Here is a 12649-nt window from a genome sequence, read left to right as displayed (position 1 = left end):
ATTTCTAGGTATTAAGCTAGACTATTTAAGAGCAATAACATTTGATAAACAGCAGCATAAAGCAGTAAAAACCGATTGGCGGCTTCCAGTAACAAATACTGCCAATTAAAGAATTAACAAAGGTATTGGCAACACGAATTTCTTTTTAAAGCGTTTGGTAATGGATAAACTATAAAAAGTATCACTTTTCATTTTCGATGCACTCTGTACATTTACTTATGAGGAGCTCTTTAACTGATTAGTGTGATAAGGAGAATATTGTGGATGCTTTGGCTGCCTGTAGCAAAGTGAATCAGCAAATCCAGGAAACGCTGGTAAAAAATCATGCTTTGTTAGTGAAACGTATCGCGCATCATTTATTAGGGCGTTTACCACAAAGTGTGCAACTTGAAGATTTGATTCAAGCAGGGATGCTTGGTTTATTGGAAGCGACCAGACACTATAATTCTTCCAAAGGAGCTTCCTTTGAAACTTATGCTGGGATTCGTATCAAAGGGTATATGCTCGATGAAGTAAGAAGGAATGATTGGGTTCCACGCTCTGTGTATCGCAACTCCAGAATGATTTCTGAGGCGGTAAAATATGTGGAACATAAGCTTGGTCGTGCAGCGAAAGATTGTGAAATTGCTGCTGAGTTGGCTATCTCATTAAATGAATATCATAAAATGCTACAGGATTCAGCCAGTGGTCATTTATATGGTTTTGAAGATTTAGGTGTTACAGATGATGCTTTGCAGGGAGAAGAGGGGCAAATCTCCACTGAGCCTCATGTAAACTTATTACAGGGTGATTTAAAAAACCGTTTGGCAGAAGTTATTAAAGGGCTACCCCATAAAGAACAAATGGTTCTCTCTTTGTATTATGAGCATGATTTGAACTTGAAAGAAATTGGCGAGGTTCTCGAAGTAAGTGAGTCCCGTGTTTCACAAATTCTTAGTCAAGCAACACACCGTATAAAAGCACGGTTACCCGAATAAGTTTAAATTTAGCGAAGGTGTTTTTTTAGTAAAAACTGATTAATTCATTAATTTTCAATTAAATCTTCTTCTCTAATACTTACCAGTGTAATACAACACAATAATTGCATTAAAAAATATACATGTATAATTAAAAAGCATTTATGGACATCAATAATTTGTTAGTCGTTAAGTACATGTGTCCGATGATGCTAAATTGTTTTCCTAAAAACGAAGCGGGGGAGGCGATGATACAAGCTAATGGATTAGCCTATAGATTAGATGGTGCTGCATACAGGCGAGCAACATTTTAGACTTGAACCACTAAAAAATGCACTTCAAATTTATGTTGATAATTTTGAGGTTTAGAGTTGTTGTCCGGGAAAAACATTGGTGTACTGTAGTAGGCAAGGAGCAATCGCTTTTACCTGTCTACATACGCCAACATTATTGCGATCCGCAAGAAGCACTCAACAATTTACTCGTACATTAGCATTTATAAATTGGGCTAGTCAGGATGAAGATTTTAGACAGTTTTGGGATGGGCGTCCTATTGGTCTTAGGATTAATTTTGCGATTTTGGGCATACCCTGGGTCTGGGCAGAGCAGGAAGGTTGCGGATATGGAGACAGGTTTGGTAGGAAGGGTCGATGGTGATTTTTCAGCCATTACTGCGTTGGAAAAAATGAGAACAGAAACTGATCTTCCATTGCTTATGCAACGCCTAGAGAATCCACTTCATAAACTTGAGGATACTCCAGAATCTCAATTCATAATGCACTGATATTTTACAATAAGTTAACTATAGATAGTTAGACCGCTTTTGCGGTAAAATCCCAAATTGATTTTTTAAAGAGATACTCATGTTGGAAGTAAATCAAATTAATCTCAAGCTGGTAGATCTGGATAAGCGAATAGAAGCGCTTAGGGGGTATCTTTGACTTTGAGACCAAGAAGGAGCGGTTAGAGGAAGTAGTTCGTGAGCTGGAATCATCCACAGTTTGGAGCAATCCTGAAGTTGCTCAGGCTTTGGGTCGGGAACGAACGCAGCTTGAAAGTGTTGTTTTTACGCTCACTGAGGTGGGTCAATCCCTTACTGATTTAATTGAATTATTTAACTTGGCTCACGAAGAAAATGATGAACAAACCATTCATGAAATAAGCAACGAATTACAGGTTATTGAACAAATGGTTGCTGATTTGGAATTTAGACGGATGTTTTCTGGAACGATGGATGCGTGTAATGCCTATTTGGATATCCAATCAGGTTCTGGGGGCACCGAAGCTCAAGATTGGGCTGAAATGTTATTACGGATGTATTTACGTTGGGGGGAGCAGCATGGATTTGCTACTGAACTTATTGAATGCTCGTCAGGTGATGTTGCTGGTATTAAAAGTGCAACTATTTATTTTAAAGGCGAATATGCTTTTGGTTGGTTGCGTACTGAAACTGGAGTGCATCGTTTAGTTCGTAAATCACCTTTTGATTCAGGAAACAGACGTCATACTTCATTTGCAGCAGTATTTATTTCTCCTGAACTTGATGATGATATTGAAATCGAAATTAATCCAGCTGATTTACGTATAGATACTTATCGAGCTTCCGGAGCTGGTGGTCAGCACGTTAATCGAACTGACTCTGCGGTGCGAATAACACATGCTCCAAGTGGTATTGTCGTACAATGTCAAAATGACCGCAGTCAGCATCGCAATAAAGATCAGGCAATGAAACAATTGCGTGCTAAATTGTATGAATTAGAAATACAGAAAAAAAACGCTGAACAACAAGCATTGGAAGCTAGCAAATCAGACATCGGTTGGGGATCTCAAATTCGTTCTTACGTATTAGATCAATCTCGTATTAAAGATCTGCGCACAGGGGTGGAGACGAGTAATACTCAGGCTGTATTGGATGGTGCGTTGGATCAATTTATAGAAGCCAGTTTAAAAGCGGGAGTAGGAGCAGCATGATTGAAGAGCAAGTAGAACATTTCGATGAGAGTGAAGTCTATCACATCCGTAAACAAAAATTAGCGGAATTACGTACCATTGGTTTTAATTTTCCAAATGAATTTCGTCGCGAACATTTAGCAGCTGATTTACTCAAAGAATATGGTGAATTGGAAAAAGAAACCTTGTCACAACAACAAATTAAAGTAGCTGTTGCAGGGCGTATCGTATTAAGACGTATTATGGGTAAAGCCAGTTTTTTCCATATTCAGGATGTGTCTGGACGCATCCAAGTCTATATCAGAGAAAATGACCATCCTGATCTGTATGAACAATTTAAACAATGGGATCTGGGGGACATCGTTGGGGTTAAAGGGGAATTATTTAAAACCAATACTGGCGAATTAACTTTAAATGCTGAGCATGTTGAATTATTGACGAAATCATTAAGACCTTTACCTGATAAGTTCCATGGTCTAACCGATCAGGAAATTAAATACCGTAAACGTTATATCGATTTGATTGCTAATGATGACAGTCGAGCTACCTTCTTGATCCGATCACGTTTAATTCAGTCGTTCAGACAATTTATGGATAAAAATCTGTTTTTGGAAGTTGAAACTCCAATGATGCATCCTATTCCGGGGGGAGCGGTAGCGCGTCCCTTTATTACTCACCACAATAGCCTGGATATGACGATGTATTTGCGGATTGCGCCTGAGCTTTATTTAAAGCGTTTAGTTGTTGGCGGTTTTGAGCGAGTTTATGAAATTAATCGTAATTTTCGTAATGAAGGGATTTCCACGCGTCACAATCCTGAATTTACCATGGTAGAATTTTATCAAGCCTATGCGGACTATAATGATTTGATGTTGTTCACTGAGCAATTAATACAGTATTTATGTGATACAGTACTAGGAGCGCGTGAGGTCGAATATCAAGGACAATTAATTGATTTTAATAAATCGTTTATTCGCATGACTGTAAAAGAGGCTATTTTGTATTATCATCCAGACATCAGAGCACAGCAGTTAGACACTATTGCTGAATGTCGTACTCTAGTGCAAGAAAAAGGATTTACCTTTAAAGAAACAGATGGCTTAGGCAAGTTACAAATGATTTTGTTTGAGGAAACTGTGGAACATCAATTGTTCCAGCCTACATTTATTACGGCATACCCTACGGAAATTTCACCTTTAGCTCGACGTAATGATCGTGATCCAGAAGTAACGGATCGTTTTGAGTTTTTTATTGCTGGACGTGAAATTGCTAATGGGTTTTCTGAATTAAACGATGCAGAAGATCAGGCGGAGCGTTTCCGTAAGCAAGTTGCAGAAAAGGATGCAGGTGATCTTGAAGCAATGCATTATGATTATGATTATATTGAAGCTTTAGAATATGGATTACCCCCTACAGCAGGAGAGGGTATTGGGATCGATAGATTAGTTATGTTGTTTACTAATTCTCAATCTATTCGTGATGTCATTTTATTTCCGCATTTGCGGCAATAATTTGTGAAATGTTTAGGTGATTTTAAGCGTGTCCGTTATCTTAAAAACGCAGAGAGGGCTCTATTAATGTTGGCACGGAGCCGTTTCTGTAGATCTCTCCCTTACCGCATGCTTAGATTAATTGATAAGAGGTAATGTCTTAATTATAGGGGGATTAATGTTAATTGGTAAATTTCACAAAGCAGTTACCTATATTAGAGAAACCCAGGAAGTTGCATTATTTGCAACAATGGCTGATTCACGATTGTATTCTGTTTTTTCTGTGTCCCCTTTATTTTTTATTATGCTCCCGTTCATTGCCATTTTATTGACCATAAATGCCATAATAAATTCATATTATCTTTCCAAAGCCAATAATAAAAATTTGGAGCAATGGTCGGGTTTGATTGTCTCTGTAATTTGTGCTGTTTTAGCCAGTGTGTCACTTTATGGGGCCACAATTTCTACTTTTTTAGGGGTCAATTTTACATTAGGGCCTTGGTTTTTTTTTAGTAGTTTAATGACAGCAAGCATTCATCAACTAATGATGTTTACTATTAATGCTCGTAGTGCTTATGAATCGCTGCCGGGAAGTGCCCAACGTATGCATCATTTTCAGGCGGCATTAAATAATTTATTTATTTTAGGTTTGTTATTTTCAGCGATCGGTTCTGTCTTGTTTGTAATTTTGTTTCCTACTGTTGCTCCCCTGATTGGGATTAGTTGTGCTCTAAGCACAGTTGTTTTTACAGGTCTTAATATAATCTGGCGAATTGTTCCACATATCTGGAAATTAGCGATTAAAGAGTCTATTAATTTGGGCAAACCTGAGTTAGTGCACAATAATGTATCGTCTTCTGTTCTAATACATGAAGATCACAAGCAAAATCCAAACCATTCTCGTTTATTTACTCGTTTTGATTACAGTGTAAAAGTCAGAGAAATGGATGTAGAAAGTGCACAAAATTATTTGAATAAATTAATTATCAGTAAAAAGAGTCTCTTAGAAAGTAAGCAATCCACTCCAGATTTAAAAACACGAGATAAAATTGCCGTGTTAATAATGTTACAGAATACGCCACCTGGCTCTATTTTTTCTAAAAAAGGGTTATTAGAGACCCATCCCCTAGCATTTCAAAGTTTTTTTGCTGAAAAAGGAGATGTGGAACAAATAGTTGACGCTTTTTTTATTTTACAAGAAAAACGCTTTGATGCAGAGTTAGACAATTTAAAAACAGCAGAAAGGAGAGCCGAAAAAACATAGACTATAATATATCTTAGATATTTTAGAATCTGTTTATAATGAAACAAACACTTAGGAGTGTGTTATGCCTAAGATTTTTACTTATAGAGCAGTTACAGCGAATTGTGGCAATGACAGTATTGGCGAATTAGCAAGTAAACAGATTGCTGATCTTCTTATACAAGATGAATTATCTGACTTCATTATTATAAATTGTCAAGAAGTGGATTTTGAAAAAACAAGATTACAATTAGAACGTTTTCTTAACAAAAAAGATTATAATGTCCAATGTTTAGCTAAAATGGTTACTCATACGAAACTGTCAACCCAATTTCATTCTTCTACAGGAATTGCCAGCTACATTATTTATAAATCCGATTTGACAGTTAATGTCCACTCAGAAATAGCCGCCAGGCGTAGTAATAAACGCTCTAGTGGTAGTGCTTATAACAAAGGTGGCTTGGTTACTGATTTTACAGTAACCAGAAAAAAGGGGTCTCCTGAAGAAGAATGCCTGAGAATACAAGCAATTAGCGGTCATTTAGATTCAAAACACAGCACAAAACGCAATGAAGATTGGCTGAATATTCATAAAGCAAGTTCGAAAAGAAAGGTAAAATCCTGGGGAAATCTAGTTAGTGCGTGCCCTAATTTAAAAATTTCTGGTTATGATGCAAATCTTCGCGATAAATTGGAAGGGGATTATGCTATTAATTTATTGATGGATACGCCTGATGATCCAGAGGTTGAAGTACTTTATAGAGCTCCCTTAGCCGACCGAACTTATAGTTCTGAGATTACTTACAGTAAATTAGGTAGTGAATCAATAGAAGATCCCAAACGACCTGGTTATTCTGCACAAGGAATGCTTGACTATATGGGAATTTCTGATGGGAGTGAGCCTAAAAAAGAAAACATAATTACCGAGAGTGTAATTAAAGTGGATGTAGAAAATTCTAGCGCAAGAGATCATGCTGTGCTTATAAGTCCTATACAGAGCTATATATCGCCAAAATCTCAATTTGATGTGGTAAAAAGCCAAATGGCTTCGCGCTTACATTACGTTGCTCCAGAGTTAGGAAAAACAATTCGTGCTTTTGATGAGAATGATGAGAACAGTAAAAAACAATTAATAAAAATATATAATACTTATCTAAGCACTAATGGCTTATTAAATAAGGTAATATTGTTACAAATCAAGAAGTTAAGAATATTTAATCAATTAATGGACGGACCTTTTTTACAGAATGATGAAGTAAAAAAAGAACTTGTTGAAATTTTATTTAAAAATAAAAATTGGTGTGAAGGTTCGTCCAAAAACATAGTAGCAATACAAGATTTAACTTACACTTTAATTGAGTCGTTATCCTGTTGTAACGATGAAGCAGGAATTAAGGCGCGTCTTGGCTGGTACCATGAATTGGGTGAAAAGATAAATCAAGATCAATCTTTTAATCCAGCTGAAGAATTTAAAAAAAGAGTAATTGATGAATATAGGGTGGCGCGCAACAATTTTAATAATTCCTTGCACAATTATGAGCATGGAGATAATCCAGAACACAAGAACTTTAAAGAAGCAGGTTTTAAAATATTAAAGTATCTTGATTTAATCGCTGAGCCTAATCCTGCGCTTTTTATTCAATCTGATTTGGATGAAAAAAGTATTGAGAAACTCACTCAGATTGCCCAAGTATGTCAGAGCGCTTACAAGGAAATTCGTTCCCCAAAAGACAGTGTCGCTCCTATTATAGAAAAATTAAATCATTTTTCTCAAGAATCTGTAAGTAAAGTTTCAAGATTATGGATGGCATTAAGAGCTGCACTCAACGCATTTATTCAGTGCATCAGGGCAATAGTCGGCCTCCCACCAGTAGAACTGAATCAATCCACTAAAATGAAGCATTTAGCTGATTCTGTTGCAAGTTATAAGTCTGCATTACAAAAGCTGCATGTACAAAAGGAACCATGTACAGACCTTAAAGAAACACCAGAAGTTCAAAATGAAGAATATAAACATTCAAAAAAAAATCCTTGAAGGGAATATTAGTTGAACTGATAGGTCTTAATTTTTGCTAACGATGTTTTTTAAAGTGAAAAAATGTATGTTTTTCTTTTGCATCATTGGATAAGTTATTAATTGTATTTTCAAGAGCATAATTACATCCCTGAATAATTAGGGCCACCACCTCCTTCTGGGGCATGCCATATTATGTTTTGTTTTGGATCTTTAATGTCACAGGTTTTGCAATGGATGCAGTTTTGCGCATTAATTTGTAATTTGGGACCGTTTTCATCAGTCACAATCTCATATACTCCAGCAGGACAATAACGGCTTTCAGGCGAGGCATAGTTCTTGAGGTTAACATCGATTGCTAGTTGTGGTTTTTTCAATACAAGATGACAGGGTTGATTTTCTTCATGATAGGTATTTGATAAAAAAACTGATGAAAGTCTGTCAAAAGTGAGCACATTGTCTGGTTTGGGATAATTAATTTCTTTTGCTTTTTTTGCTAATTTCAAAGTACGGTGATCAGCGTGGTTAGATAGAGTCCATGGAGAATATCCGTGTGTCAAGTACGTTTCAAAAGCAGCATTAATTAATCCTGGGATTAAACCGTATTTAAAACCTGGTCTTATGTTACGTACTGAATAAAGTTCTTGTTCTAACCAGGATTGTTTTACTTTTTCTGTATAACTGGTCAATTCTTGTTGTGTAGTATGTATTTGTTGTAAGGTTTCAAAGCATGCCTCTGCTGCAAGCATTCCTGACTGCATGGCAGTATGAATGCCTTTGATTTTAGGAACATTCAGAAAGCCAGCTGCATCACCAATTAAGGCACCCCCAGGAAAAGTCAGCTTAGGTAATGATTGCCATCCACCCTCATTAAGCGCGCGTGCTCCATAGCTGATTCGCTCACCTCCTGTTAAAACAGAGCGAATTAAAGAATGTGTTTTAAAGCGTTGTAATTCTGCAAAAGGATTAAGCCAGGGATTTTTATAATCTAAACCGACGACAAAACCTACAGCAACCCGTTGATTGGATAAATGATAAATAAAAGAACCACCATAAGTTGCATGATCCATTGGCCAGCCAACGGTATGAACTACTTTACCGGGTGTATGTTTGTCTGCATCAATGTGCCAGATTTCTTTAATTCCTAAACCATAAGTTTGAGGATTAGCTTTATCTCTTAGATGATAACGTGCCATGAGTTTTTGACTTATTTGACCACGACAGCCTTCTGCAAGTAAGGTTTGTTTAGCCAACAAATGCATTCCTGGCTGATAATTATCAGTTTTTTCATTATTTTTATTTATCCCTACACTGCTGGTGGCAACACCAATCACTTGGTTTTGATCATTATGAAGTGCTTTTACTGCCGCGAATCCTGGATAAATTTCACAACCTAAGGCTTCAGCTTGTGCTGCAAGAAAAGTACACAATTCCCCCAGACTAATAATATAATTTCCTTTATTGTGCATGGGTTTTGGCGTAGGAAGTTTGTATGAATGTTTTTGCGTGAGAAAATAAAACTGATCTTCACTTACCGGAGTATCTAAAGGAGCATCTTGCCATGCATCAGGTAATAGCTCTTTAAGGCTTCTGGGCTCTAACACCGCTCCAGAAAGTATGTGGGCGCCAATTTGCGCCCCTTTTTCTAAAATACAGACAGAAAGTTCTTTTTTTGCATTTAAGGCCAATTGTTTTAGTTTAATTGCGGCAGATAATCCCGCCGGACCTGCTCCGACAATTAGTACATCAAATTCCATGATTTCATATTCCACACGTGCTCCTGGTCAAAAAATAGAAAAATCAGTTTTCCAGAGTCTATTGATAACTCCAAGCTACAGAAATGGTAAATTCCACAATTAATGGGCAAAAGTAACACCTAGCTCTCGTGGTATGTATATAGGCTTCAGAAATCACATTGAGTTATGAATGTCTAAGCTCTGGTTTAAAACCAAGATTATATTGAAAGTTCACTATAAAAACTAATGTTATGTTAGTAAATTTTATATAGCCATTTGATTTGAATCTTTTTTTAACATGTTATTTTTAATGAGTACAAGAAATTAATTATGAAGTTAGATGTAATCCAAATCGCAAACTAATTTAAGAAATTTCTTACAAGCTAATTAGCAAGACTTTATTTTTTTTTGGTTTTAAATTCGCTATTCTCTAATTGTTTGGCGCGGCTGGAAATATTGACAGAATGTCAAAGCTATAAGTAATAACGACATTTATATAAAATAATTGCAGCTGTCGCACAAACACGATTTCTAGATAACTGTCTCTATTGGGTGTTATTTATCGGTGAGACCCGCCAAAACTAAATCATTCCTGAGAATTTATATTAATGAAGATATTATTAAGTAGCTTGTTTTTAGGTTTTGCAATGATGGTTCATGCACATGATGAAGCTTTATTAAATGTGAGTGTTAACGATCCTAATTTTGTGATTGTTTTACCTGCAAACCCAAGCACAGGGTATCAATGGACAGTAGTGTACTATGATAAAAGTTTACTGGCTTTAATTGCGAGTAATTTTGAAAAGGAAAAAACTGATCGGATTGGTACGGGTGGACAAATGCATTTTACCTTTGCATTACGGAACGTTAACTATTTCCCTGAAAATACGGAAATACAATTTAAATATGCTCAATCGTGGGAGCCTAAAAGTGCCACAATGAAAACAATTAAAGTGAATTTTCTGAAGTAAGTACTATAAAACTTAAGTGTGTGCGGAACTACCCGCACAGTAGCTTTAGCGGGGAAAAGAAGTCAAATCTTTTTAAACGGTAAATATCGCGGTTCCCAAAACATATCGTTAATTAATTGTTCCAAGTTGGTGTCTTGATTTTTTTGAGCATATCCCGTCTCAATAGCACATCGAGCTACAGCTATGGCTATTTCTTTTGCTACGATTTGGGCATCATCTAAAGATGGCAATAAAGGTAAAAAGCTTTCTTTTTTGCTTGGTGCAAATGTACATAAAGCTTTAGCAGAGGCTAGAATCATCTCTTTAGTTAATTTCGTTGCGTTTACTGCAAGAATACCCAAACCTATACCTGGAAATACCAGTGCGTTATTGCATTGTGCAATTTGTACCATACGATTATGGTATTCAACCGGGGGAAAAGCTGTACCTGTGGCAATTAATGCTTTTCCTTGACTCCAGTTTAATATATCTGCTGGTTTTGCTTCACATTTTTCATCTGGATTTGATAGAGGAAAAATAATTGGGCGTTCACAGGTATGCGCCATCGTTTCAATGATGTCTTGCGAAAAGGCCCCAGGTTGTGCAGAGCAGCCAATAAGAATAGTAGGTTTAACATGCCTTACTGTATCGGTCAGCGAAGGATGTTGTTTTTTGTTGATGTCCCATTGAGCTATTTCTTTGTAATTTCGCGCATAAGGTTTTTGAGCTTCAGTGAGTTCTGAGTCATTGCTAAGTAATAACCCTTGCCGATCAATTAACCAAAAACGTCGATGTGCTTCCTCAGCACTTAATCCATCACGAATTAATGCATCAATAATTTGGTCACTGATGCCTGTGCCTGCAGAACCAGCTCCAAAAACAACAATGCGTTGATTGCAAAGTTCTGAACCGGTAACTTCACATGCTGCTAATAGTGCAGCCAAGGTAACTGCTCCTGTGCCTTGAATGTCGTCATTAAAGGTACATAATTCATCCTGAAACTGGTCCAGAATGCGGCGGGCGTTACCGCGACCAAGATCTTCCCAATGTAAGAATGCATTAGGAAATTGTTTATGAATCTCATGCACAAAAGAGGCAATAAACTCGTCATAACTAGCCCCACTGATCCTTGGATGTCGACAACCTAAGTACATTGGATCATCTAATAAAAGTTGGTTATTGGTTCCTGCATCAAGAAAGACAGGTAACGTTCGGGTGGGATCAATTCCACCACATAAACAATAAACCATTAGTTTTGCTACAGGAATATCCATACCTCCAATCCCTTGATCGCCAATCCCGAGTACTCCTTCACCATCAGTAACTACAATGACATCAATTTCCGGATTAGAGCGATTTTTAATTATTTCTTCAATCTGATTTTTATCCGAATGAGCAATATATAGTCCTCTAGGTTGTCTGTATTCATGACTAAAACGCTTTACAGCGGTGCCAACGATCGGTGTGTAAATTATTGATAGCATCTCCCCTAAATGACGATGTAATAATTTGTAAAATAGTACTTGATTTTTATCATGTAAATTATTTAAATAAATATTTTGTTGTAATCGTGTGGTATAGCTGGAATATTGTAAATAAGCTCGTTTCACCTGTTCATCCAGAGTTTCAACACGATGAGGCAGTTTTCCTAATAAACCGAATTCTTTTCTTTCTTCATTAGTAAATGCAGTACCTTTATTTAATTGAGGAATGGTGAGTAAGGGTTTCCCACAAAGAGAGGTTTCAATGTATTGTTCACCAGTATGTTTATCACGCTGTAATTTAAAATCTAGCATAGGATATTCTCGTTAAGATGGAATTAGAGGTTGTGTGATGATAATATCGACTTTTTGTAGTGTACATCAAGAGGGCAAGTATGAATAAGTGCTTTGTGGCAATATTGGTAATTTTCGGGTTAACTTCTTGCACAAATAAAGATGAAGCTTATTACAAATCTCATCCTAAAGAATTACAACAATCCTTAAAAAACTGCCAAGAGCAAAAGCTTCAAGGCTTGTCATGTGAACGACTTCAAATGATTGCGGGACGTATGAATAATTTAGCTTATCAATTACAGAATAGTCCTCAAGGTTTTGGTGCGAAAATTTTGTCTTTACAAGAGACTATAGCGCAACAACAGCAGCAATTAAAAAGAGAGAGTACTAATGTGTGGTTACAAGCGAACATTAATCAAAATAAACGTGACTTAACTGAGTACTTAGCGGTTGTTAAATGGTTGGAATCACCTGTGAGTTAATAATGAGAGTATTAATATGTAATGATGATGGTGTTCAAGCTCCTGGGATTAAT

Annotated in this window: 10 protein-coding genes; 8 read left to right on the top strand and 2 right to left on the bottom strand. The window is 36.6% G+C overall.

Annotated features, from left to right (window positions below):
- Positions 1 to 260 precede the first annotated feature (260 nt).
- From WA877_RS09950 to WA877_RS09925, 6 genes are all read left to right on the top strand, one after another.
- Complete coding sequence (locus WA877_RS09950; RefSeq protein WP_425170764.1) at positions 261 to 977, top strand: RNA polymerase sigma factor FliA; 717 nt, start codon at positions 261 to 263, stop codon at positions 975 to 977.
- Between the two features lie 496 nt (positions 978 to 1473).
- Positions 1474 to 1740 (top strand): hypothetical protein, encoded by a 267-nt coding sequence (locus WA877_RS09945; RefSeq protein WP_425170763.1) that lies wholly within the window; start codon positions 1474 to 1476, stop codon positions 1738 to 1740.
- A 79-nt stretch (positions 1741 to 1819) separates the two neighbouring features.
- Positions 1820 to 2927 (top strand): peptide chain release factor 2 gene (gene prfB / locus WA877_RS09940; protein WP_425170762.1). Its coding sequence is split into 2 segments (ribosomal slippage): positions 1820 to 1894 and positions 1896 to 2927, totalling 1107 coding nucleotides; the frame shifts between segments, so codons are not numbered across the junction.
- Positions 2924 to 4417 carry a lysine--tRNA ligase gene (lysS, locus tag WA877_RS09935; protein ID WP_425170761.1) on the top strand — a complete coding sequence of 498 codons (1494 nt, stop codon included), beginning with the start codon at positions 2924 to 2926 and terminating at the stop codon, positions 4415 to 4417. The genes prfB and lysS overlap by 4 nt, the downstream gene beginning before the upstream one ends.
- A 157-nt stretch (positions 4418 to 4574) precedes the next feature.
- Positions 4575 to 5660, top strand: coding sequence for a hypothetical protein (locus WA877_RS09930; protein ID WP_425170760.1), 1086 nt, complete (start codon positions 4575 to 4577; stop codon positions 5658 to 5660).
- A gap of 64 nt (positions 5661 to 5724) precedes the next feature.
- Positions 5725 to 7674, top strand: coding sequence for a hypothetical protein (locus WA877_RS09925; RefSeq protein ID WP_425170759.1), 1950 nt, complete (start codon positions 5725 to 5727; stop codon positions 7672 to 7674).
- 122 nt (positions 7675 to 7796) lie between these two features.
- Here WA877_RS09925 and WA877_RS09920 read toward each other — a convergent pair whose 3' ends face one another.
- The gene (locus tag WA877_RS09920) at positions 7797 to 9425 is read right to left on the bottom strand and encodes an electron transfer flavoprotein-ubiquinone oxidoreductase (protein WP_425170758.1); all 1629 of its coding nucleotides are present in this window, start codon (positions 9423 to 9425) and stop codon (positions 7797 to 7799) included.
- Positions 9426 to 9997: 572 nt separating this feature from the next.
- Between WA877_RS09920 and WA877_RS09915 the strand changes: the two genes are divergently transcribed.
- Positions 9998 to 10360 (top strand): protease inhibitor I42 family protein, encoded by a 363-nt coding sequence (locus WA877_RS09915; RefSeq protein WP_425170757.1) that lies wholly within the window; start codon positions 9998 to 10000, stop codon positions 10358 to 10360.
- Between the two features lie 62 nt (positions 10361 to 10422).
- Here WA877_RS09915 and WA877_RS09910 read toward each other — a convergent pair whose 3' ends face one another.
- Positions 10423 to 12135: an NAD-dependent malic enzyme gene (locus WA877_RS09910; RefSeq protein WP_425170756.1), complete on the bottom strand. Its 1713-nt coding sequence runs from the start codon at positions 12133 to 12135 to the stop codon at positions 10423 to 10425.
- Positions 12136 to 12215: 80 nt separating this feature from the next.
- Here WA877_RS09910 and WA877_RS09905 point away from each other — a divergent pair, with 80 nt between their 5' ends.
- Complete coding sequence (locus tag WA877_RS09905; RefSeq protein ID WP_425170755.1) at positions 12216 to 12596, top strand: hypothetical protein; 381 nt, start codon at positions 12216 to 12218, stop codon at positions 12594 to 12596.
- Positions 12597 to 12649 lie beyond the last annotated feature (53 nt).

This window comes from Legionella sp., from assembly GCF_049790535.1.
GTDB lineage: Bacteria > Pseudomonadota > Gammaproteobacteria > Legionellales > Legionellaceae > Legionella.
This window is presented reverse-complemented; position numbering and strand designations above follow the sequence as displayed.

What these genes read in the sequence shown, in the direction of transcription:
- lysS (WP_425170761.1), top strand. Translation starts at nt 2,924, where the DNA reads ATGATTGAAGAGCAAGTAGAACATTTCGATGAGAGTGAAGTCTATCAC.
- WA877_RS09915 (WP_425170757.1), top strand. Translation starts at nt 9,998, where the DNA reads ATGAAGATATTATTAAGTAGCTTGTTTTTAGGTTTTGCAATGATGGTT.
- WA877_RS09930 (WP_425170760.1), top strand. Translation starts at nt 4,575, where the DNA reads ATGTTAATTGGTAAATTTCACAAAGCAGTTACCTATATTAGAGAAACC.
- WA877_RS09910 (WP_425170756.1), bottom strand. Translation starts at nt 12,135, where the DNA reads ATGCTAGATTTTAAATTACAGCGTGATAAACATACTGGTGAACAATAC.
- WA877_RS09945 (WP_425170763.1), top strand. Translation starts at nt 1,474, where the DNA reads ATGAAGATTTTAGACAGTTTTGGGATGGGCGTCCTATTGGTCTTAGGA.
- WA877_RS09925 (WP_425170759.1), top strand. Translation starts at nt 5,725, where the DNA reads ATGCCTAAGATTTTTACTTATAGAGCAGTTACAGCGAATTGTGGCAAT.
- WA877_RS09905 (WP_425170755.1), top strand. Translation starts at nt 12,216, where the DNA reads ATGAATAAGTGCTTTGTGGCAATATTGGTAATTTTCGGGTTAACTTCT.